The sequence below is a fragment of the Cupriavidus sp. Met-2 genome (assembly GCF_049843575.1).
Classification (GTDB): domain Bacteria; phylum Pseudomonadota; class Gammaproteobacteria; order Burkholderiales; family Burkholderiaceae; genus Cupriavidus; species Cupriavidus metallidurans.
Genome location: NZ_JBBHZL010000006.1, coordinates 271,436 through 295,795 on the forward strand (window position 1 = coordinate 271,436; position 24,360 = coordinate 295,795).

The window sequence follows — 24,360 nt, forward strand, 5'->3', positions numbered from 1 at the left end:
CCGGGAATCTCCTCTTTTCGTTTTCTCGTTCATATCAATAGCCCAGGTAGTCGGGCAGCCAGGTGGCCAGCGGCGGATAGGCCAGCACCATCAGCATGGCGACGAACATCGCCAGCAGCATCCAGATCACCCATGGCACGGTCTCTTCCATGCGCACGCGCGCGATGCGGCACGACACCATCAGGTTCACGGCCAGTGGCGGGGTGAACTGACCCAGCGCCACCTTGAGCGTGAGCACCACGCCAAACCATACCGGATTCCAGTGGAACGCGGTGGCGATCGGGAGCAGCAGCGGCACGAAGATCAGGAAGATCGAGATGCCGTCCAGGAACATGCCGACGGTCATCAGCAACAGCACGATCAGCGCCAGCACGCCGTACTCGCCCAGCCCCGAATGCGCAATGGCATTGGCCAGCGGGTCGATTACGCCGAGCGTGGACAGCGCATAGGCGAAGATGCCGGCCAGCGCCACCACCAGCAGGATCACCGCCGATGTCTCGGCCGCCTCCTGGAAAATCGTGAACAGGTCGCGCACGCCAATGCTGCGATAGATCACCATGCCGACGAACAACCCGTAGACCACGGCCACGACGGCGGCCTCGGTCGGCGTGAACCAGCCCGCGCGCATGCCACCCAGAATCAGGAACGGCGCCACCAGGCCCCATGCGGCCTCGCGCAGGCTCTTCCAGAACGGCGGGCGCGGCAAGCCGGCTTCGATATGCCCCATGTTGTGCTTGCGCGCCAGCCAGACGGCCGGAACGATCAACGCCACACCGGCCAGGATGCCCGGGATCATGCCGGCGGCGAACAGCGCGGGCACCGATGCGCCTGGCACCAGCACGCTGTAGATAATGAACGCCACCGACGGCGGGATCAGAATGTCCGTAGCCGCCGCCGCGCCAACCACCGCGGCGCTGTAGGAGCCCGGATAGCCCGCACGCGACATCGCCGCGATCATCACGCCCCCTACCGCGGCCGCGTTCGCGGGACCAGAGCCGGAGATGCCGCCCAGGAACATCGCCACGAGGATGGCCACCAGCGGCAACATGCCCGGACCACGGCCCACGATCGCGATGGCGAACGTGACCAGTCGTTGCGCTACGCCGGAACGATCGAAGATCGAACCGACCAGCACGAACATGGGAATGGCCAGCAGCGGGTACTTGGCAAGACCGGCATAGAAGTTCTGGGGCACGGCCAGCAGGCCGAACATTTGCGTATCGAGGTTCGACAGGCCGATGGCGACCAGACCGCCCAGCCCCAGCGACACGCCAATTGGCGCGCCCAGCAGCATCAGGCCAATGAAAACCACGAACAGAATGATGGCGATCAGCGTCATTGCGCGCGCTCCCCATCGTTCTTCAGGGCACGCAGCGCCCGGACATTGCGCAGGGCCAGAGCCAGCGCCCGCAGCGTTATTGAGATCGACAGCACGGGCAGCCAGACCGAGTACCACCAGCTCGGCACGCCGATGCCCGGTGATGTCTCACCGAACGTGTACTCGTCCCACGTGATCCGCACACCCAGCACGGCGAGGGCCAGGAACATGACCGCGACGGCCAGTGCCGAAACGATGGCCAGCCGCTTCTGCCGCGCGGCACTGCCACGCTCGAAGAAAAATTCGATGCGGATATTGCGATCGCGCGCCACGGCGGCGCTGCCAGCCACCAGCGCCAGCACGATCATCAGGAAGACCGAGAACTCCTCGGTCCAGGCAAACGATTCGTCGGTGAAGTAGCGGACCACCACGTTGGCGAACGTGATGATTACCAGCAACCCCATCACGATCACGCCGATCCAGTCCTCGATACGCGGTGAAACCCGGAATTCGCTGTCCCGCGCTTCGTCGGCGGCTTCGGGGATGATCACCGAATCGACGACATGCTGCGGCACGGCGTCGCGCCGTGCCTGATTGTCTTGCTCCATCCTCCCCGGCCTCCGGTCCGGTCCCGAGGCGCTAACAAAACGATTCTGGCACCGTGGTACGGGCGCCATGGTCTCGCCGCGCCACCTTCCCTGCCCAGAACTGGTTCGCTTCGTTCTGTTAACGCCCCGGGGTGATTCTTATTTGGTTATTTATTCTTCTCGGTCCAATCCGGGAGGATCAGACCATGCCATCGTCGGCCGTAACCACCGCGCCATTGATAAAGCGCGAGGCATCGGACGCCAGCAGCAGCAACAGGCCATCGAGGTCTTCGGGTTGGCCCAGGCGCTTGCGCGGCAGCATCTGGATCAGCTTCTGCCCCGCGTCGGTGTCCCAGTGATGGTGGTTGATCTCGGTGTCGATATAGCCCGGGCAGATCGCGTTGGTATTGATTCCATGCCGCGCCCATTCCAGCGCCATCGCCTTGGTCATATGGACCACGGCAGCCTTGCTCATGCAGTAGACACCGATCTGCGACAGTACCTTGAGACCGGCCACAGACGCAATATTGACGATTCGCGCCTGGGGCAGCGGATTGCCCAGTTTTTCGGCGCCCTTGGCCCGCGCGATCATGCGCTTGGCCACTTCCTGGGCGACAAAGAACGCGCCCCGCGTATTGGTATCGAAGACGAAATCGAAGTCGTCAGCGGTGACGTCGGTCAACTTCTGCGTGGTGGAAACGCCCGAATTGTTGACCAGGATGTCGATCGCGCCAGCCTCGGTTTCGGCGTGCGCCACGGCCGCCCGGATACTGTCCGGATCGGTCACGTCGAGCTGCACCACGTGCGCGCTGCCGCCGTCTGCCTCGATCGAGGCACGTAGCTCCTTGAGCCGTTCCACTCGGCGCGAAGCCAGTACCACCTTGGCCCCGGCGGCCGCCAGAACATTGGAAAAACGCGTGCCCAGGCCGCTTGACGCGCCGGTCACCAGCGCGACCTTGCCTTCCAGATTAATCGACAGACCCATAGTTACCTCGGAGTTTGGGGGGCGCCCGGCCCAGCCGGACGTGCGGCGCCGACGTTACATAGGCTGGCGGCCGCAGCTTACCAAAAAAAAGAACGGTCGTTCAAAAAAAAATCTTGCCTGAGGGTGTCGAGTCCCGGACAATGCCGGAGATTCTAAGAACTTGGTCCCCAAAGCGAAAGGGGGAAATGCGGGAGACTTCGCAAAGCCCCGCCAATCCCCGCCAGTTTCTTGGAGCCCGGTCACCGCATTCCCACAAACCGCAGCACCCGCACGACGGACTGCGACCCATGCGGCAGTATTGCCGCCCAGAAGAAACAGAGGGTAAGAGACAATGGATCAGCAACAGCTCGTCGAGCAGTTCGGCCCGCGAGAAGCCATGGAGTACGACGTCGTCATCGTTGGCGGCGGACCTGCAGGCCTCGCCACGGCTATTCGCCTGAAGCAACTGGCGCAAGAAAAAGGCGGCGACGTCAATGTCTGTGTGCTGGAGAAGGGCTCGGAGCCCGGCGCTCACATCCTGTCCGGCGCGATCATGGATCCGCGCGCGCTCACTGAACTGATCCCGAACTGGAAGGAACTCGGCGCGCCGCTGAACCAGCCGGTAACAGAAGACAAGTTCCTGTTCCTGAACGAATCCGGCTCCAAGGGCACCCCGCCGGCGCTGCTGCCGGAGTGCTTCCACAACCACGGCAACTACATCGTCAGCCTGTCGAACTTCGTGCGCTGGATGGGCCAGCAGGCCGAGGCCCTGGGCGTGGAAATTTTCCCGGGCTTCCCGGCCGCCGAAGTCCTGTACAACGAGGACGGCTCGGTCAAGGGCGTTGCCACGGGCAACATGGGTATCAGCAAGGAAGGCGAGCCCACCGAGAACTTCCAGCTCGGCATGGAGCTCCACGCCAAGTACACGATCTTCGCCGAGGGCGCGCGTGGCCACCTGGGCAAGCAGATCATCGCCAAGTACAAGCTCGACGCCGGCAAGGACCCGCAAAGCTACGGCATTGGCCTGAAGGAACTGTGGGAAATCGATCCGGCCAAGCATAAGCCCGGTCTGGTGGTGCACACGGCTGGCTGGCCGCTCGACCCGGCAACCTACGGCGGCTCGTTCCTCTATCACATGGAGGACAACAAGGTCGCAGTGGGCTTCGTGGTTGGCCTGGACTACACGAACCCGTGGCTGTCGCCGTTCGAGGAATTCCAGCGCTTCAAGACGCACCCGGAAATCCGCGCTTACTTTGAAGGCGGCAAGCGAATCGGCTATGGCGCCCGCGCGATCACCGCCGGCGGCCTGCTGTCGCTGCCGAAGACCGTGTTCCCGGGTGGCGCGCTGGTGGGTTGCGACGCCGGCTACCTGAACGCCTCGCGTATCAAGGGAAGCCACGCTGCGATCAAGACTGGCATGCTGGCCGCCGAGGCCGCCTACGACGCGCTGCAGGGCGGCCGTCAGCACGACGAACTGACCGCCTACCCCGCCGCGTTCGAATCGAGCTGGCTCCACAAGGAACTGCTGCAAGCGAAGAACTTCAAGCAGTGGTTCAAGAAGGGCCGCACTACCGCCACGCTGATGACCGGTATCGAGCAATGGCTGCTGCCGAAGCTGGGCATCCGCAACCCGCCCTGGACCCTCCACCGCGAAAAGCCGGATCACGTGTACCTGAAGCCGGCCGCCGAATGCGAGAAGATCGTCTATCCGAAGCCGGACGGCAAGCTCACGTTCGATCGTCTCTCGTCAGTGTTCATCAGCAACACGAACCACGAAGAAAACCAGCCCGCGCACCTGACGCTCAAGGACGCGAACGTGCCGGTGAACATCAACTGGGAAAAGTACGCCGGCCCCGAGTCGCGCTACTGCCCGGCTGGCGTGTACGAGTTCGTGCAGAACGATGACGGCAAGGAGCGCCTGCAGATCAACGCGCAGAACTGCGTGCACTGCAAGACGTGCGACATCAAGGACCCGACGCAGAACATCGTGTGGGTCACGCCGGAAGGCGGCGGCGGCCCGAACTACGTGGGCATGTAATACGCTGCCGCCCGAGACAGGATCAGGCGGCATTGCAGGACAAGGAAAACGCCGGCCAATGGCCGGCGTTTTCTATTGGGCGAACCTTCTTTTGGGCGAACCACGACTCAGGCGTCGCCCCCGCGCGGCGCTTTGAACACCTCGACGGCAGGTGCCGGTCCCCGGTACTTCTCGACGTCGGCCATGGCCGTGTGTCCGCAATTGCCTTGCGCCAGCTTCGAGGTACCGATGCCAGTCGTCAGGTTGTTGACGTCGCCATATCGGCACAGCGTCCCGGGCTTGCCTGGCTCTGCAGGGTCGTACCACCCGCCCTCGCACACGCGGATAACGCCACGGCGTATGTCGTCGGTAAGCCTGACGCCTACCAGCATCTGCCCGCGATCATTGAACACACGTACGATGTCGCCATCGGCAATCCCACGGATCTTGGCATCTTCCGGATGCATCAGGCACGGTTCGCGTCCCTTGATGGCATAGCTCCCGCGCAGCACCGTGCCGCACAACTGCGAATGCAGGCGGCTTCCGGGATGGCTGCTGTCGATATGCAACGGATACCTGGTCGTGGGCCCACCCAGCCGTTCCAGCGGCTCCATCCAGGTGGGATGAGGCGGGCAATCGTCGTATTTCATGCGCGCGATGTTCGACGAGTAGATCTCGATCCGTCCCGAGGGCGTGCCGAGCGCATTGAGCAGCGGGTCATCGCGGAACTCCTTGTGCCGGATGTAACCCTTCGCCTCCTCGCCGATCGGGAACGCCAGCGGCTTGTTACTGTTCCAGAACACATCGAACACTGGCATTTCCATGCGCTTGCCGCGTGCCTGAACACGCGCCGCTTCGTAGAACGTGCGAATCCAGGCCATGTCGTCGCGCCCCTCTGTGAACGCCTTGCCGGTACCCATGCGCTCGCAGATCGCCGCGAAGATGTCGTAGTCGTCGCGCGCCTCGAACAGTGGGTCCACCACCTTGCGCATCGCCAGGATGTGGCTCATCGAGTAGTCGCCAATGCCTTCGATGTCATTGCGCTCGTAGGTCGTAGTGCACGGAAGCACGATGTCCGCATGACGCGCGGTGGCTGTCCACTGGAAGTCCTGCACGATGAACGTATCGAGCTTGCGCCACGCCTTGATCATCCGGTTACGATCCTGATGATGCATGAACGGATTGCCACCGACCCAGTAGGCCAGCCGGATGTCAGGGTACTTCGAGCGCTTGCCATTGAAGTCGTACGGCTTGCCGGGATTCTCTAGCATCTCGACGATGCGCGAGACCGGTATCGTCTCCGTCCCACCCGCTTCGAGCCACTCCGATCCCGGCGGCGGCTTCGCACCGCCGACGATACCCGGCAGCACTGGCCCGGTAGCCGTGGGGCTGCCGCCATTGGCATAGTGATAGGTGAAGCCATAGCCCCCACCGGGCAATCCGATCTGCCCCAGCATCGACGCCAGCGTCACCAGCATCCAGTGTGACTGCTCGCCATGATGCTGACGCTGAATGGACCACCCTGCCGCCAGCATCGTGCGCTTCGAAGCGAATCGGCGCGCGAGATCGCGGATCGTCTCCGCAGGTATCTCGCAGATGCCCGCCGCCCACTCCGCATTCTTGGCCAAGCCATCGGACTCCCCCGTCAGATAGGGAACGAACCGATCGAAGCCGGTGGTATAGCGGGCCAGGAACTTCGCATCGTGCAGCTTTTCCGTGTACAGCGTATGCGCGATCCCAAGCATCATCGCGACATCGGTATGCGGGCGCGGTGCCAGCCATTCGGCATCGAAATAGCGGCAGGTGTCCGTTCGCACTGGATCGATGCAGATCACCTCTACGCCCTTGTTCTTCAATGCTTCCATGCCAGGATAGGCGCCATGGTCAGGCACCTGCCAACCGATCTGGTTCGTGACCATCGGATCGGCCGCCCAGAAAACCATCAGTTCCGTGTGCTCGGCCAGCACCGGCCACGCGGTGGGTTGCTCGTAGACGTCGATCGATCCCACCACGTAAGGCAGGATCACCTGTGCCGCGCCGGTCGAGTAGTCCCCGCTGCGACTGACGAATCCGCCGTTGACGGTCAGCGCGCGTGCCAGCAGCGTCTGGCAATTGTGCAGCTTGCCGGGACTCTTCCAGCCATAGGAGCCACCGAAGATCGAGGTCGGCCCGTGTTTCTTTCGCACACGCATCAGCTCCGCAGCCACGAGATCGAGCGCCTTCTCCCAACTGACCCGAACGAAATCGCCCTTGCCGCGCCCCTCGGGATCGGCGCCGGGCCCACGTTCCAACCAGGCCCGGCGCACCATCGGATGGCGGATGCGCGTCGGTGAGTACATCGAGTCCAGCACACCGGGCAATTGATGCGATGGCTTCGGGTCCTTCTCCCACGGCCGGACGCCCGTTACCCGGCCATCGTCCACACGCATGTAAAACGCCCCCCAGTGCGATCCAGTCAGGACCTCGCGACTGCCCGCCGTCGCCGACCGCGCACCCGACGCCAGTAGCGTGGCCCCAGTGGAACCCAATGTACCCGCGGCCAGCGCGCCCTGGATAAAGCGGCGGCGAGAAATGTTCGTGTCCGACTTCCCAAATTCATTCGACATGGTGACTCCCGTCTTGTCCATCGATCACGGAGACGAGGCGGGGCCGGCCATCGGGCCCCAGCGCCTCCAGCAGATTCAGATTGCCCAGCAGCCGCGCCAGCCCGCCATAGAAGCCGTCCGGGTCCAGCGCGATACATCCTTCGATCAGTGCCGGCATCCAGCCTGCGAGCCGCGCCCGCATCAATACCTCGCCGCCGATGTGCCCCTTGCGCAGCAGCGCTGCAAGGAGCGCGAGTTCGATCGATATATGGTCAGAGGCTTCGCGCGTGGCGCCGAGGCCCATCCTGAATTGCCGCAGCAGCGCATCCATCTCGCCTGCGGCGCGGCCGTACAGCCTCGGCTGCGCCGGCGCCTCGCGGGCGGCAACGGCATAGGTACTCTCGTAAAGTGATACGGCAGGGATGCCGCAAACACCTTCGAACAACCGCGTGTAGCTGACGGACAAATCCGCAGCCACGGTGTCCGCTGGCTTGCAAGGGTCCAGCGCCCGGCGAATCTGGAGCATGGCGGTATGACTCGACCATTCCGCCGTAATGGCGCCGAGAACCGCACAACCCTCCGGCGAGCGCAATCGCGCGATCTGGTTCCCGGTCGGTGGCGCAACCAGCAAGCCCGCAATCCATTCGAGCACCGGCGCCACCGTCACGTCCGGGACTCCGCTATCTTCGGTGGCGCTCGTCATGGATGGTTGCCCTTCGACGACGTACCGACGTCCTTCGAGTGATACTGCAGCCACGACAGCAGCAACCGGTACTCGGCATCGTCCAGCGACGTGTAGCGCTTCATGGCGCCGAGCGTCCCGATCCATTGGTTCGCGAGGAAATCCTCGCTGTGTGGCAGTGCGTGGCACGTGGCGCAAGACGCGCGATACATTTCATCGCTGTGATGCCAGAGTTGCGCAAGATCCGCCGACAATCCCTTCTGGGCGATCCATACTTCCAGACTGACCTGGTGCCACTGCTGTCCCGTATGCTCGTCCTTGATCGACGACAAGCGCTTCACCCTGGCAATCGCCTCGGGCGACAGCACGGCCTGCAGGATCCGTTGCCCCGGGAGCGCGTAGACCGCGCTGTCCGAGCCGTCGAGTTGCCAGCCGTCGACGCGTACCCGCATGCGCCCCCCGTCTCTCGACAGGACGGCGACTCTCGTGGCGCCAAGCAGCTTGCCATCCTCGGCCGTGCCGCTCGCCTCCAGCGTGAACGGCGCGGGAGAAACGACGTAGAGCGCATCGCTCTTGCCGATCACATCGGGCGATGCCAACAACGCAGCCAGTTTCGAGGGCCCCGCCGCCGCGTTGGCAGCCGGGAGCATGATCACCTCTGCCGTGCGGTTCGGCTTCGGCGCACCAGCGTTCGGTGCTTCGACGGCCGGCACGGACTTCAGGTACTCGGCCATCGCCAGTCGATCCTCGTGCGAGAGCCGCGCGGTGTTCTCGATGACCTCTTTCATGTCTCCGCCAGCCTTCATGCCGATCGGGCCGACACCGTCTTCGAGATAGCGCGCGATATCGTGCACGGACCAGTACCCAATGCCCGTCTCATCGGGCGTGATATTCGGGATGTATCCAGTGCCTTCGGGATTGGGACCACCGGAGAAGCGTTTCGCGAGTGGCACGGCACCCGCCACGTTGCGCGGAGAGTGGCATTCCACGCAATGGCCCGCGCCTTCCACCAGATACCTGCCGCGCCGCCAGAGCTCACTCTTGTCCGCCGCAACCTCCGGCAACGGTTTGCCATCGAGGAAAGCCAGCCGCCACAGACCGACGCCGCGCCGCATTGAAAACGGGAATCTGAGTTCGTGATCGGGTACCGTGCCGGCCACCGGCGGCAGCGACTGCATGTAGGCGAACAGGTCGCGCAGGTCATTGCCCGTCATGCGTTGATACGACGTATAGGGGAAGGCCGGATAGGCATTGCCCTTGCCGGGGATGACCCCCTCGCGCATGGCCATGATGAACTGCTCCAGCTTCCATTGGCCGATACCGTCGTTCGGATGCGACGAGATATTCGGCATGTGGAACGTGCCGAACGCGGTTTCGAGCGAACGTCCGCCACCGAGCAGCGTATCGTCGCCCTTGCCTACCGACGCGTGGCATGTCGCGCAGTCGCCAGCGACGAACATGACACGTCCGTTCTTCAAGTCGGGGGGAGATGCGTCAGGCAGGTCACGTGACGCGTGCAGCAATCTCCAGGTGGTGGGAGCAGTAAGCGCGAGGAAGACAACGATGCCAATCGCCACGATTGCCGTGACGACGCGCAGGGACCATTTGCTTTTCATGTTTGACGACCTCTGTTGGGGAAACCCAAGTCGTCCATCACGCTACGCTTGCGAAAACATGCGTGAATTGATACTCGACAATCGAGCTTTAACGATGACAGTTTGGTACAGATTCGATTCGCGATCCGTCAGCAGGCCGCACTGTCAAGCGGCGCCTGGACAGCGCTATGGTTTATTCGGCGGTCGATTCCACGGTGCCGCCTTAACAGCGCTGACTGCCTGAAGTCGAGCCCCACGCTCAAGGATGCGTGAGGTTCGACGGTACCTGGTGTGCCATGTGCCCATGCCACGGGCTGCCATATCGAAGTCGTTGGCACTGCGCCGCGCCCGCTTGTTCAAGTCAACACGCCCCGCCCTCGTCCGCTGGTGCCTTGTCGACGACGTAGGCCCGTAGCACTTCCGAAAGATCGGCAAACATCCGTGCGCGCAACGGATTGACCTGTAGCCATCGATCAGCATCGGATGCCCCCGCTGCCTGCGCCACCCCGTGCCGCAATTGCGCGTAGGCAGCGTAACGATCATTCCAAGCTAGCCGAAGTACGCGCGTGGATTGGAGCGCGTCTCGCTTCAGAGCCGTGTCAGACCGGCATGCAGGTGGTGGCCAGCAACTGCTCGTAGATGAAGCATTGGAGCAGCGTCAACTCGCGCTCGCCCAGCGCATCGAATGCCACGCCGAAGGCCGGGAATTCGTCATCGTCCGGCGAAGCCGCGCTGCGCACCGTGCCGTCGATGATCACTTCGGCATCGAGCGAAGCCGTCTTCAGACGAAAACGCAGACGCACCTTCTGACCCACGGCAGGGGCCAGCGAGGATGTCTGCACAAGTGCCCCGCCGGTGCTGAGATCGGACAGCACGCCTAGCCGCGCCATCCCTTGGCTCATACGATCATCCATGCCGGCGTTGGACGGCTGACCATCCTCATCCCCGCCCTCGGTCAAATAGGCCGCCAATCGCGTAGGCACACGGGCCGCACGCCGCACGGGCATCTGCTCGGTCTGCGCTGGCGCCGACAGCACGAGATACCGGAACGGGCTGCGGCAGACCGCCGTGATCGTCGAGGTGAAGCTGTGGATGGCCTGGCCCGAGAAGCCGCGTAGCAGCAAGGGCTCGCCGGCCTGCAGCATCAGGTCCCGCCCCCCAAGTGTTGGCCACGTGATGAACAATCCCTGATCGACAAACCCGATCAGGCGGCTGGCGGCGGCGCGCGACTTCTCGCCTGGCGTCTTCACGTGCAGCAGCGTGCCAACCTGCAAGCCGAGCGGGCCAGCGGAGAGGCGCGAAGCGGTTTGCACCTCGGGTTCGTTGCCGGCTTCGGGTATGTCATCTGGCCGGCAGACCTGTCCGTGGCGGAAGACCAGGGCCAGGTCGCGGGCGTCGGGAATGATGCTGCCGCTGTCGAGCATCAGGTTGCCCTGCTCGTCGAGCAGCGACCAAGGTAATGGCTGCCCCACTGGCAGGTCCTGGGGAGATAGCAGAATCATGGTGTGAACGCGGCTCCATGAGATGCGCCGGGACCGGACGAGCGGAAATGCGGCGCGATGCATGTATGAAAGGCGGCCGTGCCAAACCGATGGACTCCCGGCCCTTGAAGGCTGCTATCGGCCAATGTGACGAAACCTTGACCCTTCCGAGAGCACACGCCCCGGCAGACAGCACACCTCAATTAGCGGGCGATCATCGGCCACCTGTAGCGCACGGGCAGCTTGCCGCTTGACGCGGCTCAATCATCGCTGCAGAATCAGTCACTTGCGCAAAGCTGTCTGACAGACTGACATATCAATTCCAATGAATCGTCTCTCCCGCCCCGCCTCCCTCGCCAGCCGCATCGCCCAGGCCCTGCGCGACGATATCGCCGCCGGACGCTTTGCGGCTGGCGCCCGGTTGCCGGCCGAGGCCACGCTGGCGGAGACGTTCGATGTAAGCCGGCCGATCGTGCGCGAAGCCATCGCCCTGCTGAAGGCCGACGGGATACTGGTCACTCGCAAGGGGTCCGGCGCCTATGTCTCGGAGACACCAGGCGGGCAAGTCTGGCGCGTAGCCAGCGCCCCGGACGGTGGTCCGACGCTGGCTCAGCTATTCGAATTACGGCGCGTAGTGGAAACCGCGTGCGCCGAAATGGCGGCCGCACGCCGCACCGATGTCGATCTGGTCGCGATCCGTGCCGCACTGGCCACGATGCAGACCCACGCCACAGACTTCCCGAGCGCGGCTGCCGCCGACATTGCGTTCCACCACGCAATTGCCCAGGCCGCCCACAACCCCTGCTTTACCGGGCTAACGGATTTTGTCAGCCAGCAATTGCTCGTGGCGCGCCAGCACGCCTGGGAGAACAGCGCCCGCCTCGGCACGTTGCATGGCACACCACGCGCCGCCGACGCCGAACATGCGGCCCTGGTCGAGGCCATCGCGGCCGGCGACCCCTCGGCGGCCCGTGCGGCGGCCACCGCCCACCTGTCCGCCGCCGCTGCGCGGATGGGCCTCGACTGAACAACAGATATCAGAGCAACAAGGAGCAGAGAAATGGAACAAGTAGATTGCGTCGTGATCGGCGCTGGCGTGGTCGGTCTGGCCGTTGCGCGCGCGCTGGCGCTGCAGGGCCGCGAGGTCATCATTCTCGAGGCCGAGAACGCGTTCGGCACGATTACGAGCGCGCGCAACAGCGAGGTGATCCACGCCGGCATCTACTATCCCGCAGGTTCGCTCAAGGCCGAACTGTGCGTGCGCGGCAAGACGATGCTCTACGACTACTGCGCCAGCCACCATGTCGCCCATCAGCGCTGCGGCAAACTGATCGTCGCCACCAGCACCGCCCAGGTGGCCACGCTGGAAGGCATTCGCGCCAAGGCCGCCGCCAACGGCGTGCACGACATGCAACTGCTGACGCGCGACGAAGCGCGGGCGATGGAACCCCAGCTCGAATGCGAAGCCGCCCTGCTCTCACCTTCCACCGGCATCATCGACAGCCACGGCCTGATGACCGCGCTGCTTGGCGATGCCGAGCGGGCCGGCGCGATGCTGGCCGTGCAGTCGCCGGTGCTGTCGGGCGCGGTGACGCCGGACGGCATCCGGCTCGAGGTCGGTAGCGATGATGGATCGACCGTGCTGCTCGCCCGCACGGTCGTCAATTCGGCGGGGCTGACCGCGCCAGATCTGGCGCGCCGCATCGACGGCATTCCGCCCGAACATATCCCGCCGCAGTACTACGCCAAGGGCTGCTATTTCACGCTCGCCGGCCGCGCCCCGTTCTCGCGGCTGATCTACCCCGTGCCCGAGGCAGCCGGCCTGGGTGTACATCTGACGCTCGACATGGGTGGTCAGGCACGCTTCGGTCCCAACGTGCGCTGGATCGACGAGATCGAATACAGCGTGCCGCCGCACGATGCCGACAGTTTCTACGACGAAGTCCGCCGCTACTGGCCCGGCCTGGCCGACGGCGCACTGCAGCCGGGTTATGCAGGCATCCGGCCGAAGATCAGCGGCCCGACGGAGGTTGCGGCCGATTTCCGGATCGACGGGCCTCGGACGCATGGCGTGCCGGGGCTGGTGAACCTGTTCGGCATCGAGTCGCCCGGGCTGACTTCGTCGCTGGCGATCGCGGAACGCGTGGCGGAGTTGCTGGAGAACTGATGGTTTGCACCCCTCTTCCGCGAGCGGTGTAAAGACCGAAGAGGGGTGCGCGTAGCGCCGGACATCCGTCAGATCGACGATCTCAGGCCCGTTCGGGCTCCCCGCGAAAACTCATCACGGCGCATCCCGCGCCAATCAGCGCCGCCAGCGCCGCTAGCCCGAACGTGTGCATCGGCGCGAGCGTCTTCCACGTCCAGCCCATCGCCAGGCCGCCGAGCGTGCCGCCCACGCCGTAGGAAATCCCTGTGTACAGCGCCTGCCCCCGCCCCTGCAGCGGGCCGGCGAACCAGCGTTGCAGGCGCTTGAGGCTGGCACTGTGGTGCGCGCCAAAGGTGGCTGCGTGCAGGATCTGCACTAGCGCAATCAGCCAGGCGTACTGCGCGAAGTAGCCGGTCATGCCGAAACGCAGCGCGGCCAGCACGAATGTGCCTGCCAGAATCGTGCGCAGCGCCAGCGCGCCGAACAGCTTGCCCTGATAGAAGAAGAACACGATCTCGGCCACCACGCCGATGGTCCACATCACGCCAATCGCAAACTTGCTGTAGCCAAGCTGCTCCAGATAGAGCGAGTAGAAGACGTAGAGCGCCGCGTGGGCGAACATCATCAGGAAGGCCGATGCGAAAAACCAGGCCACATCGGGCCGCCGCAGCAGCGGCAGCGCAGGTGGGGGTGCTGCGCGCGGGCCTTCGTCGGCCGCGTCGCGCATGCCGAAGACCACCAGCGCGAACAGCGCCAGCATCGTGCTGGCCAGCCACGGAAACGCCTGCATGCCAAAGCGCTCAAACAACGCGCCGCCCGTCAGCACCGCGGCGATAAAGCCGATCGAGCCGAACATCCGCACACGCCCGTAGCGATGGTCGAACGCGCCGTGGCGGCGCAGCGTCGAGATCGTCAGCGCGTCACCCAGCGGCGACATGGCGCTCGTGATCAGGTTAAGCCCTATCATCATCGCCATCATGCCGCCGTAGCTCTGAATGCCGGGCACGGCCAGAAACGCCAGCAATGCCGTGACCGCGGCCAGCCGCAACAGCTTCACGCGTGTGTGCATCACGTCCGAGAGCCAGCCCCACAGGTACGGGCCCACGATGCGGGATAGCTGGAAACAGGCCATCAGCACGCCGATTTGCACCGGCGAAAAGCCCCGGTCGGCGAAGAACAGGCTGACGTACGGCGATATCACGCCGACATAGCCGTAATAGCCGAGATAGAAGAGTCCGAAACGAAGATAGGTCCCCGGGTCGATCGACCCGGAAACGCGAGTGCTCAGGATTTGCCCGGTGCTTGCGCCGGGATGCGCGGGGTGTCGACGCGGACGTCACCGCATTGGGCGCGATGCCGCAATGCGTGGTCCATCAGCACCAGCGCAAGCATGGCTTCGGCGATCGGCGTGGCGCGGATGCCGACGCACGGGTCGTGGCGACCGAACGTTTCCACGCTGGCCGGGCTGCCAGCCTTGTCGATCGATTCGCGCGCGGTACGGATGCTCGACGTCGGCTTGATTGCCAGCGATACCTTGATGTCCTGCCCGGTGGAAATCCCGCCGAGCACGCCACCCGAGTTATTCGTGCGGAACCCCTCCGGCGTCAGTTCGTCGCCATGCACGGTGCCGCGCTGGGACACGCTGTCGAAGCCAGCGCCGATCTCGACGCCCTTGACCGCGTTGATACCCATCATTGCGTGCGCGATATCGGCGTCGAGCTTGTCGAACAGCGGCTCGCCCAGACCCACCGGCACATGGCTGGCCACCACTTCAATACGCGCGCCGACGGAGTCGCCGTCGCGGCGCAGCGCATCCATGTAGGTTTCCAACTCGGGAACGATATCGGCATTCGCCGCGAAGAACGGGTTCTCCGGCACGTGTTTCCAGTCGGTAAACGGCACTTCGACCTCACCGAGCTGCGACATGTAGCCACGAATCTCGGTGCCGTACTGCTCATTCAGCCATTTCTTCGCGATTGCCGCGGCGGCCACCACGGGTGCGGTCAGGCGCGCCGACGAGCGGCCACCACCGCGATAGTCACGGATACCGTACTTGTGCCAGTAGGTGTAGTCGGCATGGCCCGGGCGGAACGTCTCGACGATGTTGCCGTAGTCCTTGCTGCGCTGGTCGGTGTTGCGGATCAGCAGACAGATCGGCGTGCCCGTGGTCTTGCCTTCGAATACGCCGGACAGGATCTCCACCTGATCCGCTTCCTGGCGCTGCGTCACGTGGCGCGACGTGCCGGGCTTGCGGCGGTCCAGGTCGATCTGGATGTCGGCTTCGGTCAGCGACATCCCCGGCGGGCAGCCATCCACTACCGCGCCGATGGCGGGCCCGTGCGATTCGCCGAACGTGGTAACTGTGAAAAGCAGGCCGAGGGTATTGCCAGACATGATCGAAACCGCACAGGAATTGGGGACGGCCTACATTGTACGGCTATTTTGCAGGGCTATTACTGCCCGAAAGCCGCCTCGGGCCGGCCTGCCGTTGCGGCGGAGGCTGGCGCGAAGACCCCACTGCCCTGGAAATCGGGGTAGTACCGGGTCCGCATCCGGGCCATATAGGCGATCAGGTTCGGATGTGACTCGGCCGCGGCGCGAATTGGCGTCTCGAATACCGGGGACAGCAGGCTGGCCGCAAATGCGAACAGCGTGGCGTCCGCGCCGCATGGGTTGTTTCCCATCAGGTAGGGCTTGTCACCAAGGATGTCGGTGATCGCCTTGATGCCCTGCACCGCCATCGCCGTCATGTCCTGCTCGCTATGCCGGCCGAGGCCCTGCGCCCAGAGCATCTGCCGCACCTTGCGGCGTACCAGCACCTTGACCAGGCCACGCAACGGCCCAGGCACGACGTTGAAGAACTGCGCCGGACCACGCTCGAAGTTGTCACGCTCCAGCCAGCGCACACGCGCCACCGCCCAGTAGAGGTTGTCCTCCATGAGCTTTTCCACGGCCCACGCGGTACCCCGCTCGGCCGGGCTGAGTCCTTCGTCGAAATCGACGTGATATGTCTTCTCGATATGCCAGCGGATCAGCGTCGAGTCCGCGACGATCCGGCCCATATCGTCCAGGTACGGCAGCTTGCCCTTGGGCGCGCGCCGCAGGTTGCCGCGCGCGGTCTGGTACGGCAGGCCGGCCATCTTCAGCAGCAACTCGGCCTTCATAACGAACGGGCTCGCATCGGGCAGGCCGAACGACGGGCCGAACGTGAAAAGCGTGATCATGGCTATTTCCAGTCGCCGCGCAGCGCGAGCACCATTCGTTGAAGACTCTCCGGCGTGGCCGCTTCGGGCGGCACCGGCTCACCAACCACCAGTTCCAGCTTGCTCAGGATGCCGCGCCGGAACGGACGGGTCATCGCCGGCGCGCCCTTGCGCGAGAAGAAGCTGCCCCAGAGCCCGCGCAACGCCATCGGCACCACCGGCACCGGCGTTCGCTCAATGATCTGGCGCACACCGCTCTTGAACGGATTGACGTCGCCAGTGGCTGTGATCTTGCCTTCGGGGAAGATGCAGACGAGGTCGCCTTCGGCCAGCGCGGCCGCCACGGTATCGTAGGCGCGCGCCAGCATCTCCGGATCTTCGTGCGCGGGCGCAATCGGAATCGCCTTGGCCTGCCGGAAGAACCACGACAGCAGCGGCACCTTGAAGATGTTGTGGTCCATCAAGAAGCGCACGGGTCGGGGGCTGGCCGCCATCAGCACCACCGCATCGGCAAAGCTGACATGGTTGCAAACCAGCACTGCCGCCCCCTCCTCCGGGATGCGTTCGGCGTTGATGCGGCGCAGGCGGTAGATCGTATGCACCAGCACCCAGGCGACGAAACGCAGCAGGAACTCGGGCACCAGCGTGTAGATATAGATCGCCACCACGGCGTTGAGCAGCCCCACCACCAGGAACAGTTGCGGAATGGTGTAGCCGGCCTGGGTCATGTACACACCCAGCAGCGAGGCGCCAATCATGAAGAAGCTGTTCAGGATGTTGTTGGCCGCGATGATCCGCGCGCGGTGCGTGGGCGCGGACCGGCTCTGGATCAGCGCATAGAGTGGCACGCTGTAGAAGCCACCGAACATCGCCACGCCGAACAGATCCACCAGCACACGCCAGGAGCCCGGCTGAGCCAGGAAGCCGGGGATGCCGTTCAGCGAGGCACCGGCGGCTAGCCCGTGCGACGCCAGGTACAGATCGACGGCGAACACCGTCATGCCGATCGAGCCGAACGGCACCAGGCCGATCTCCACGTGACGCCCGGACAGCCGCTCGCACAGCAGCGACCCGGTGCCGATCCCGATCGAGAACACGGCCAGCAGCAGCGTCACCACGTTCTGATCGCCGCCCAGCACGTCCTTGGCGAAGCTGAAGAACGAGGTCAGGAACGTGGCCCCGAGGAACCAGAGCCACGAAATACCGAGCAGGCTCAGGAACACCACGCGGCGCTCGCGCGCGAGCATAAGGTTGCGCCAAGTCTCCGTGAACGGGTTCCAGTTGATGCGGAGGTCCGGCTGCGGAGCGGGCGACAGGGGGATGCCCTGCGACACCGTCCGCCCCGCCACGGCGATAGCCACACAGGCGATACCGACATACAGCGGACCGATCACGGTGCCATCGCCACGCGCGATGCCGGCCATCTCGCCGCCAAGCAGCGTGCCGAACAGAATGGCCACGAACGTGCCCATTTCCACCAGACCGTTGCCGCCGACCAGTTCGGTCTGGTCCAGATGCTGCGGCAGATAGGCGAATTTGACCGGGCCGAACAGGGTCGAATGCAGCCCCATCAGGAACGTGCCGAGGTACAGCAGTGTGGCGCTGTGCAGGTAGAAGCCGGCCAGCCCGACCAGCATGATCGCGATCTCCAGCGACTTGACCAGCCGGATCAGCTTCGATTTCTCGATCTTGTCGGCAATCTGGCCGCTCGTGGCGGAAAACAGCACGAACGGCGCGATGAAGATCGCCGAAATCAGGAATGCCGCGCTGTGGGGGTCGACACCCTCGAACAGCGTGGCATGGTAGGTAACCAGGGAAGTGAAAGCGACCTTGAAGACGTTGTCGTTCATCGCCCCAAGGAACTGCGTCCAGAAGAACGGCGCAAACCGGCGCGCGCCAAGCAGGCGAAACTGGCTTTGTTGGCTCATGAGCAGCGTTTCTTATTGACCCCGGTTACCCGCCGGGGCATCAGGCCGCCGCCATCATACCTGCAGGGGGCGCCAGGACTGCCGGGTGGGCTCAGCTGGCGCGCTCTTCCTTCTCTTCGGGCCAGTCGCGGATATAGGCCTTGAGCATCTTGTTCTCGAAGCTCTGCTCTTCCACCACGGATTTGGCTACGTCGTAGAACGAGATCACGCCCATCAGTGTGCGATTGTCGAGTACCGGCAGATAACGGGTGTGGCGCTCCAGCATCATGCGGCGCACTTCGTTGACGTCGGTCTCGGGGGTGCAGGTCAGCGGCGCGTCGTCCATGACCTTGCGGATGCTGTGGGTGCCCAGCGTGCCGTTGTTGGCCGCCATCGTCTCGATGATCTCGCGGAAGGTCAGCATCCCGACGAGATCGCCGTATTCCATCACCACCAGCGAGCCAATGTCGTGTTCGGCCATCGCCTGGACGGCCTGCATCAGTGGCGTATCCGGCGTGACGGTAAAGAGCGTGTTGCCCTTGAGCTGCAGGATATCGCTGACTTTCATGATGGTGTCTCCGCTGCTTTGCGTATTGCTGTGCCTGATGGTATTCAGGCTGGTTTCGTGAGGGGCGCGCCCGATGGTCGATCCTAGCCCAAACCGCCGTCTCAAGTAAAGCGAGCGCGGCTTCCAGCGCCCGTCCCGCCGTGGATTCCCGGGTTACGCATGTGGCGTATGGTGCTACGATGCCGGACGGAGACAACCACCCATGGCTCGGCAAACCGAGCCTTTTCACCATGTCCGGTACCCGCTTTGACACGCTGGCCCTGCACGCCGGCGCCGCGCCCGACCCCACCACCGGGGCCCGCGCCACACCGATCCATCTGACCACATCCTTCGTATTCCGCGACAGCGAGCACGCCGCATCGCTGTTCAATATGGAACGCGCCGGACACGTCTATTCGCGCATCAGCAACCCCACGGTCGCCGTGTTCGAGGAGCGCGTGGCCGCTCTGGAGAACGGCGCGGGCGCCATCGCCACGGCCTCGGGCCAGGCCGCCCTGCACCTGGCCGTGGCCACGCTGATGGGCGCCGGCTCCCATATCGTGGCGTCCACCGCGCTCTATGGCGGGTCTCACAACCTGCTGCACTACACGCTGCGCCGCTTCGGCATCGAGACCACCTTCGTCAATCCGCGCGACATCGACGCCTGGCGCGCCGCGATCCGCCCCGAGACGAAGCTGCTCTTCGGTGAAACACTGGGCAACCCCGGCCTGGACGTGCTCGACATCGCCACCGTGGCCCAGATCGGCCAGGAACACGGCATTCCGCTGCTGGTGGATTCGACGTTCACCACGCCCTACCTGCTGCGCCCGTTCGACCACGGCGCCGGGCTGCTCTACCACTCGGCCACCAAGTTCCTGGGCGGCCATGGCACGACGATCGGCGGCGTGCTTTCAGAAGGCGGCACGTTCGATTTCCAGGCCTCGGGCCGCTTCCCGGAACTGTCCGAGCCGTACGAGGGCTTCCACAACATGGTGTTCACCGAGGAAAGCACGGTAGCGCCATTTCTGCTGCGCGCGCGGCGCGAGGGCCTGCGCGACTTCGGCGCCTGCATGAATCCGATGGCTGCCTGGCAGTTGCTGCAGGGCATCGAGACGCTGCCGCTGCGCATGAGTCGCCACGTCGACAACACGCGGCGTGTGGTGCAGTTCCTGGCCAGCCACCCGATGGTCGAGTCGGTGGCGTATCCGGAGCTCGAATCTCACCCTGACTACGAACTGGCCAAGCGCCTGCTGCCGCGCGGCTGCGGCGCGGTGTTCAGCTTCAACCTCAAGGCCGACCGCACCGCCGGCCAGCGCTTCATCGAAAGCCTGTCGCTGTTCTCGCACCTGGCCAACGTGGGCGATGCACGCTCCCTGGTGATCCATCCGGCGTCCACCACCCACTTCCGCATGGACGCCGCAGCGCTGCGCGCGGCCGGCATCGGCGAAGGCACGATCCGCCTGTCGATCGGCCTGGAGGATCCGGACGACCTGATCGACGACCTGAAACGCGGCCTCAAGGCCGCCGAGAAGGCCATGGGAGGGAAAGCCTGATGGAACTGAAACTCTCCGGCCACAAGGCCTACGCCTACACCGGCGGCAAGCCGTTCGACCCCGCCCTGCCCTGCGCCGTCTTCGTGCACGGTGCGCAGAACGATCACAGCGTCTGGGGGCTGCAGACGCGCTGGTTCGCCAATCACGGCTTCTCGGTGCTGGCCGTCGACCTGCCCGGACACAATCGCAGCGAAGGCGCGCCGCTGACGTCGGTCGAGGACATGGCCGACTGGGTGATGGCGCTGGTCGCGGCAGCCGGCGTGAAGGCGCCGGCACTGGTGTTCGGCCACAGCATGGGCTCCCTGATCGCGCTCGAATGCGCGGCGCGGCACCCCCAGGCGGTGCGCGCGATCGGCCTGCTGGCCACCGCCTATCCGATGAAGGTGTCCGACGCCCTGCTCGACGCCGCCCTGAACCGCGAGGGCGATGCCATCGCGATGGTCAACCAGTGGTCGATCTCGAGCCTTGCCAGCAAGCCCTCCTCCCCCGGCCCGGGCGCGTGGATGCACGGCGGCAGCCAGCGTCTGATGGAGCGGATCTCGGCGCGCAATCCCGGGGCGCATGTGTTCCATACCGACTTCTCGGCGTGCAACGGCTACGCGCATGGTGAGGAAGCCGCAGCGGCGGTGGCATGTCCGGCGCTGTTCGTGGTGGGGACCAAGGACATGATGACGTCGCCCAAGGCAGCCCAGGCCCTGGCCGGCAAGATGAAGAACGCCAGGATCGTCACGGTGCCGAGCGGACACGCCATGATGGGAGAAAAGCCCGACGAGGTGCTGGACGCGCTGGCGGGATTCGCGAAGACCGCCCGCTAGGAAACACTAGAAAGAAAAAAACAGGAGACTGCCATGGCCCATGCCCACACCAAGGAATTCACCAGCTTTTCCGATTTCTACCCGTTCTACCTGAACGAGCACCGGAACCGCACCTGCCGCCGCCTGCATTTCGTCGGATCGACGGTCGCGCTGGCCTGCCTCGTGACGCTGCTGGCCACCGGCAATGCGTGGTGGCTGCTGGCGGCCCTGGTGTCGGGCTATGCGTTTGCCTGGGTCGGGCACTTCGGCTTCGAGAAGAACCGCCCGGCCACGTTCAAGCACCCGTTCTACAGCCTGATGGGCGACTGGGTCATGTACGCGGACATCCTGCGCGGCAAGATCAGGTTCTGAACGGCTGTCCTGCCACCCAAAAACGGAAGCCGTATAGGGATGAAGCGCAGCCGTTCTGGCTTGACGCGGGGCCGCAAACAGTACCGGTGGTACGGCAAGGCCCCGCAACGACGCCAGAATCAATCTGAAAACGGTTTCCTAGACCTGTCCGTGCCAGCCCGGCGGGACGACTTCCACCACCTTGCGATCGCGGTGGCCCGTTTCCTCGTTCGCGGCCGCCCCGGCCGTCTGCTGGCGGAACACCGCGTCCAGCGTCTGCTCGAGTTGCGGATTCTCCAGGATCGACCGCAATGCCTCCGCCCCCTGCATCTGTTGGGCCAGCGCCGTGCGCGGCAGGCGTGCCATGTTCAGCACCAGCCTGTCGTGCAGCGTGCGCAGCGTGACCTGCGACGGATCGCAGAGCAACGCCCAATGCGCCTGACCCCGATCCTGCTGGAGCTTGCCCACCAGATGCATGGCCTTGAGCTTGGTCAGCAGGCCGGAGAGATAGTCGGCCTCCATCCGCAGCTTGCGACCCATATCCAGTTCGCCAACGCTGCGCGGCACCTCGTCCCGCGCGCGGTACAGCAGATACAGGATGCCAAGCGCGTCGAAGAATTCGCTACCCGCGAACGTCCGCCGACGCCAGTGTCCCTCGCGGATCACCGGCAGGTTGGCCGCAATCGTCGCGCCGAGCAGCGTCACCAGCCAGCTCACATACATCCACAGCAGGAACAGCGGCAGCACGGCGAAGGTGCCATACACGGCCGTGTAGGTGGGGATATGGGTGATGAAGTAGCCGAAGCCGCGCTTGGCCACTTCAAAAGCGACGGCCGCCACGATGCCGGCGACAATCGCATCGCGCCACTCCACGTAGGCATTGGGCACCGCCATGTAAAGAAAGGCAAAGGCGAGCGCAGAGAGCAGCACCGGCACCAGGCTGATCACGAACCCGACGCCAAACGGCAGGTTGCCGACGTAACCCATCGAGACCGACATCAGGTACGAACTGACGGAAAGGCTCGCGCCGATCAGCACCGGCCCGAGCGTCAGCACGGCCCAGAACACCAGCACCCGTTGCGCGAATGGCCGGCGCCGCCTGACGCGCCAGATCGCGTTGAGCGCGTCCTCGACGGTCAGCATTGTCAGCACGGAAGTCACCATCAGCCCGGCCAGGCCCAATGCCGTCAGGCCACGCGCGCTGCGGGAGAACTGTCCGATATAACGCGACACCGAATCGCTGATATTGCCGCCCGGAATCAGGTTCTGGAACAGGAACATCTCGATCTGGCCGCGAAAATCCCGGAACACCGGAAACGCGGCAAGCAGCGCGAAAGCAACGGTCAGCACCGGTACCACGGCCAGCACGGTCGTGAATGTCAGGCTGGCCGATACCTGGGGCAGGCGGTCCTCGCCGGCGCGGCGCAACGCATAGCGGGCAAGTGCACGCACTTTCTGCAGGTTCCACTCCCTGCGCAGGCGGGCGATGCGTACAGCGGTCATGCGGGGGCTTTCTCCTCGATGGGATGATGGCAAACTCTCGCAAATATAATACGCGCAATGCACTTGCGCCGACCGCGCCCCGCCAATCCATCCATGACCGACATTCTCGTCCTTTACTACAGCCGCCACGGCGCCACCCGCAAACTCGCCGAACTGATCGCCCGCGGCATCGACAGTGTGCCCGGCGCCCAATCCCGCCTGCGCACCGTCCCGCCGGTTTCCACGGTCTGCGAGGCCACTGCGCCGGACATCCCGCCCGAAGGCGCCCCGTATGCCGAACTGCGCGACCTCGAGGAATGCGCCGGCCTGGCGCTGGGCAGCCCGACGCGCTTCGGCAACATGGCCGCGCCGATGAAGTACTTTCTCGACGGCACCGTCGCCCAGTGGCTTTCCGGCGCGCTGACTGGCAAGCCCGCCTGCGTGTTCACGTCGACGGGCAGCCTGCACGGCGGCCAGGAGACCACACTGCTCTCGATGATGCTGCCGCTGCTGCACCACGGCATGTTGATCGTCGGCCTGCCCTACGCCGAGTCCGGCCTGATGACCACCACGGCGGGCGGCACGCCCTACGGCCCGAGCCATTACGCCCACGTGGACAATCAAGGCCCGATCACCGAGCAGGAAGCATCGCTCGCCACCGCGATGGGCCGCCGCCTGGCAGAAACCGCACTGAAGCTGGCGCGATGAACTCACCGGACACCCATCGGGACGGCTCCCCCGACGCCCTGCACAACCCGGCGCTCTGGAGCCTGAGCCTGGCCAGCCTGATCGCCCTGATGCTGCTCTGCATCGCATGGGAGTGGTTCCTGGCGCCGTTGCGTCCGGGTGGTTCCTGGCTGGTCTTGAAATTCGTGCTGCTGCTGCCGGTGCTGCGTGGCGTGCTCGCACGCAACCGCTATACGATGCAGTGGTCGTCGATGCTGATCCTGCTCTACTTCACCGAGGGCATCGTCCGCGCGACCAGCGACCGAGCCCCGTCTTCCTGGCTGGCCTGGGGCGAGGTGGCGCTGACGCTGCTGTTCTTTTTCAGCACGATCCTCTACCTGCGGCCCTTCAAGCGGCGCGCCAAGGCATTGGCCAAAACAGCGACCAAGACGGCAACCAAAACGCAATCCAACCACTGACTG

General features: G+C 64.6%; 21 protein-coding genes. 8 read left to right on the plus strand and 13 right to left on the minus strand.

The features are described 5' to 3' along the window. Positions 1-34 precede the first annotated feature (34 nt). The 3 genes from WD006_RS15815 to WD006_RS15825 all read right to left on the minus strand — a co-directional run bounded on the left by WD006_RS15815 (position 35) and on the right by WD006_RS15825 (position 2,890). A complete protein-coding gene (locus WD006_RS15815) occupies positions 35-1,339 on the minus strand; it encodes a TRAP transporter large permease (RefSeq protein WP_011515936.1) in 1,305 nt (434 codons plus the stop codon). Further along, positions 1,336-1,926 carry a TRAP transporter small permease gene (locus WD006_RS15820; protein WP_011515935.1) on the minus strand — a complete coding sequence of 197 codons (591 nt, stop codon included), beginning with the start codon at positions 1,924-1,926 and terminating at the stop codon, positions 1,336-1,338. Before WD006_RS15820 ends, WD006_RS15815 begins: the two co-directional genes overlap by 4 nt. A gap of 178 nt (positions 1,927-2,104) precedes the next feature. Next, positions 2,105-2,890: an SDR family oxidoreductase gene (locus WD006_RS15825; protein WP_008650518.1), complete on the minus strand. Its 786-nt coding sequence runs from the start codon at positions 2,888-2,890 to the stop codon at positions 2,105-2,107. Between the two features lie 331 nt (positions 2,891-3,221). Between WD006_RS15825 and WD006_RS15830 the strand changes: the two genes are divergently transcribed. Further along, on the plus strand, positions 3,222-4,907 hold the full coding sequence (locus tag WD006_RS15830; RefSeq protein ID WP_011515934.1) for an electron transfer flavoprotein-ubiquinone oxidoreductase: 1,686 nt from the start codon (positions 3,222-3,224) through the stop codon (positions 4,905-4,907). 107 nt (positions 4,908-5,014) lie between these two features. Here WD006_RS15830 and torA read toward each other — a convergent pair whose 3' ends face one another. The 4 genes from torA to WD006_RS15850 form a co-directional block, all read right to left on the minus strand. Continuing rightward, positions 5,015-7,492, minus strand: coding sequence for a trimethylamine-N-oxide reductase TorA (gene torA / locus WD006_RS15835; protein WP_029308136.1), 2,478 nt, complete (start codon positions 7,490-7,492; stop codon positions 5,015-5,017). After that, positions 7,482-8,174, minus strand: a complete 693-nt coding sequence (locus WD006_RS15840; protein ID WP_029308137.1) for a TorD/DmsD family molecular chaperone — start codon at positions 8,172-8,174, stop codon at positions 7,482-7,484. The genes torA and WD006_RS15840 overlap by 11 nt, the downstream gene beginning before the upstream one ends. Beyond that, positions 8,171-9,769 (minus strand): c-type cytochrome, encoded by a 1,599-nt coding sequence (locus tag WD006_RS15845; RefSeq protein ID WP_029308138.1) that lies wholly within the window; start codon positions 9,767-9,769, stop codon positions 8,171-8,173. The genes WD006_RS15840 and WD006_RS15845 overlap by 4 nt, the downstream gene beginning before the upstream one ends. 578 nt (positions 9,770-10,347) lie before the next feature. After that, entirely contained in the window at positions 10,348-11,250 is a 903-nt protein-coding gene (locus WD006_RS15850; RefSeq protein WP_029308139.1) for a flagellar brake protein, read from the minus strand. Between the two features lie 304 nt (positions 11,251-11,554). Between WD006_RS15850 and WD006_RS15855 the strand changes: the two genes are divergently transcribed. Both WD006_RS15855 and WD006_RS15860 read left to right on the plus strand, forming a co-directional pair. Next, positions 11,555-12,256 carry a FadR/GntR family transcriptional regulator gene (locus tag WD006_RS15855; protein ID WP_029308140.1) on the plus strand — a complete coding sequence of 234 codons (702 nt, stop codon included), beginning with the start codon at positions 11,555-11,557 and terminating at the stop codon, positions 12,254-12,256. Between the two features lie 33 nt (positions 12,257-12,289). Next, positions 12,290-13,396 carry an NAD(P)/FAD-dependent oxidoreductase gene (locus WD006_RS15860; RefSeq protein WP_029308141.1) on the plus strand — a complete coding sequence of 369 codons (1,107 nt, stop codon included), beginning with the start codon at positions 12,290-12,292 and terminating at the stop codon, positions 13,394-13,396. Between the two features lie 82 nt (positions 13,397-13,478). Here the strand turns inward: WD006_RS15860 and WD006_RS15865 are convergent, their stop codons facing one another. The 5 genes from WD006_RS15865 to WD006_RS15885 all read right to left on the minus strand — a co-directional run bounded on the left by WD006_RS15865 (position 13,479) and on the right by WD006_RS15885 (position 19,053). Next, entirely contained in the window at positions 13,479-14,576 is a 1,098-nt protein-coding gene (locus WD006_RS15865; RefSeq protein WP_011515926.1) for an MFS transporter, read from the minus strand. A gap of 83 nt (positions 14,577-14,659) precedes the next feature. Next, complete coding sequence (aroC, locus tag WD006_RS15870; RefSeq protein ID WP_011515925.1) at positions 14,660-15,769, minus strand: chorismate synthase; 1,110 nt, start codon at positions 15,767-15,769, stop codon at positions 14,660-14,662. Between the two features lie 59 nt (positions 15,770-15,828). Continuing rightward, the gene (locus WD006_RS15875) at positions 15,829-16,599 is read right to left on the minus strand and encodes a glutathione S-transferase family protein (RefSeq protein ID WP_029308143.1); all 771 of its coding nucleotides are present in this window, start codon (positions 16,597-16,599) and stop codon (positions 15,829-15,831) included. Between the two features lie 2 nt (positions 16,600-16,601). Further along, complete coding sequence (locus WD006_RS15880; RefSeq protein WP_011515923.1) at positions 16,602-18,506, minus strand: MFS transporter; 1,905 nt, start codon at positions 18,504-18,506, stop codon at positions 16,602-16,604. A gap of 91 nt (positions 18,507-18,597) precedes the next feature. Then, complete coding sequence (locus tag WD006_RS15885) at positions 18,598-19,053, minus strand: CBS domain-containing protein (protein ID WP_011515922.1); 456 nt, start codon at positions 19,051-19,053, stop codon at positions 18,598-18,600. Positions 19,054-19,283: 230 nt separating this feature from the next. Between WD006_RS15885 and WD006_RS15890 the strand changes: the two genes are divergently transcribed. Genes WD006_RS15890 through WD006_RS15900 form a run of 3 tightly spaced genes read left to right on the plus strand, consistent with a single transcriptional unit; the run spans position 19,284 to position 21,751 of the window. After that, the gene (locus tag WD006_RS15890) at positions 19,284-20,585 is read left to right on the plus strand and encodes an O-acetylhomoserine aminocarboxypropyltransferase (RefSeq protein ID WP_029308144.1); all 1,302 of its coding nucleotides are present in this window, start codon (positions 19,284-19,286) and stop codon (positions 20,583-20,585) included. Then, positions 20,585-21,400, plus strand: a complete 816-nt coding sequence (locus tag WD006_RS15895) for an alpha/beta fold hydrolase (protein WP_029308145.1) — start codon at positions 20,585-20,587, stop codon at positions 21,398-21,400. Before WD006_RS15890 ends, WD006_RS15895 begins: the two co-directional genes overlap by 1 nt. 33 nt (positions 21,401-21,433) lie before the next feature. Further along, a complete protein-coding gene (locus WD006_RS15900) occupies positions 21,434-21,751 on the plus strand; it encodes a DUF962 domain-containing protein (RefSeq protein WP_011515919.1) in 318 nt (105 codons plus the stop codon). A gap of 138 nt (positions 21,752-21,889) precedes the next feature. Here WD006_RS15900 and WD006_RS15905 read toward each other — a convergent pair whose 3' ends face one another. Then, the gene (locus WD006_RS15905) at positions 21,890-23,233 is read right to left on the minus strand and encodes a YihY family inner membrane protein (protein ID WP_011515918.1); all 1,344 of its coding nucleotides are present in this window, start codon (positions 23,231-23,233) and stop codon (positions 21,890-21,892) included. Between the two features lie 93 nt (positions 23,234-23,326). Here WD006_RS15905 and wrbA point away from each other — a divergent pair, with 93 nt between their 5' ends. Together wrbA and WD006_RS15915 are read left to right on the plus strand one after the other, a co-directional pair. Further along, entirely contained in the window at positions 23,327-23,920 is a 594-nt protein-coding gene (wrbA, locus tag WD006_RS15910) for an NAD(P)H:quinone oxidoreductase (RefSeq protein ID WP_029308146.1), read from the plus strand. After that, positions 23,917-24,357: a DUF2069 domain-containing protein gene (locus tag WD006_RS15915; protein ID WP_035832864.1), complete on the plus strand. Its 441-nt coding sequence runs from the start codon at positions 23,917-23,919 to the stop codon at positions 24,355-24,357. Before wrbA ends, WD006_RS15915 begins: the two co-directional genes overlap by 4 nt. The last annotated feature ends 3 nt before the right edge of the window (positions 24,358-24,360 follow it).

Bases quoted from the DNA above. Each gene is read 5' to 3' on its own strand.
- WD006_RS15820 (WP_011515935.1), bottom strand. From the start codon at position 1,926: ATGGAGCAAGACAATCAGGCACGGCGCGACGCCGTGCCGCAGCATGTC.
- WD006_RS15825 (WP_008650518.1), bottom strand. From the start codon at position 2,890: ATGGGTCTGTCGATTAATCTGGAAGGCAAGGTCGCGCTGGTGACCGGC.
- WD006_RS15895 (WP_029308145.1), top strand. From the start codon at position 20,585: ATGGAACTGAAACTCTCCGGCCACAAGGCCTACGCCTACACCGGCGGC.
- aroC (WP_011515925.1), bottom strand. From the start codon at position 15,769: ATGTCTGGCAATACCCTCGGCCTGCTTTTCACAGTTACCACGTTCGGC.
- WD006_RS15860 (WP_029308141.1), top strand. From the start codon at position 12,290: ATGGAACAAGTAGATTGCGTCGTGATCGGCGCTGGCGTGGTCGGTCTG.
- WD006_RS15885 (WP_011515922.1), bottom strand. From the start codon at position 19,053: ATGAAAGTCAGCGATATCCTGCAGCTCAAGGGCAACACGCTCTTTACC.
- WD006_RS15830 (WP_011515934.1), top strand. From the start codon at position 3,222: ATGGATCAGCAACAGCTCGTCGAGCAGTTCGGCCCGCGAGAAGCCATG.
- wrbA (WP_029308146.1), top strand. From the start codon at position 23,327: ATGACCGACATTCTCGTCCTTTACTACAGCCGCCACGGCGCCACCCGC.
- WD006_RS15855 (WP_029308140.1), top strand. From the start codon at position 11,555: ATGAATCGTCTCTCCCGCCCCGCCTCCCTCGCCAGCCGCATCGCCCAG.
- WD006_RS15890 (WP_029308144.1), top strand. From the start codon at position 19,284: ATGTCCGGTACCCGCTTTGACACGCTGGCCCTGCACGCCGGCGCCGCG.
- WD006_RS15905 (WP_011515918.1), bottom strand. From the start codon at position 23,233: ATGACCGCTGTACGCATCGCCCGCCTGCGCAGGGAGTGGAACCTGCAG.
- WD006_RS15875 (WP_029308143.1), bottom strand. From the start codon at position 16,599: ATGATCACGCTTTTCACGTTCGGCCCGTCGTTCGGCCTGCCCGATGCG.
- WD006_RS15845 (WP_029308138.1), bottom strand. From the start codon at position 9,769: ATGAAAAGCAAATGGTCCCTGCGCGTCGTCACGGCAATCGTGGCGATT.
- WD006_RS15915 (WP_035832864.1), top strand. From the start codon at position 23,917: ATGAACTCACCGGACACCCATCGGGACGGCTCCCCCGACGCCCTGCAC.
- WD006_RS15850 (WP_029308139.1), bottom strand. From the start codon at position 11,250: ATGATTCTGCTATCTCCCCAGGACCTGCCAGTGGGGCAGCCATTACCT.
- WD006_RS15880 (WP_011515923.1), bottom strand. From the start codon at position 18,506: ATGAGCCAACAAAGCCAGTTTCGCCTGCTTGGCGCGCGCCGGTTTGCG.
- WD006_RS15900 (WP_011515919.1), top strand. From the start codon at position 21,434: ATGGCCCATGCCCACACCAAGGAATTCACCAGCTTTTCCGATTTCTAC.
- WD006_RS15815 (WP_011515936.1), bottom strand. From the start codon at position 1,339: ATGACGCTGATCGCCATCATTCTGTTCGTGGTTTTCATTGGCCTGATG.
- torA (WP_029308136.1), bottom strand. From the start codon at position 7,492: ATGTCGAATGAATTTGGGAAGTCGGACACGAACATTTCTCGCCGCCGC.
- WD006_RS15840 (WP_029308137.1), bottom strand. From the start codon at position 8,174: ATGACGAGCGCCACCGAAGATAGCGGAGTCCCGGACGTGACGGTGGCG.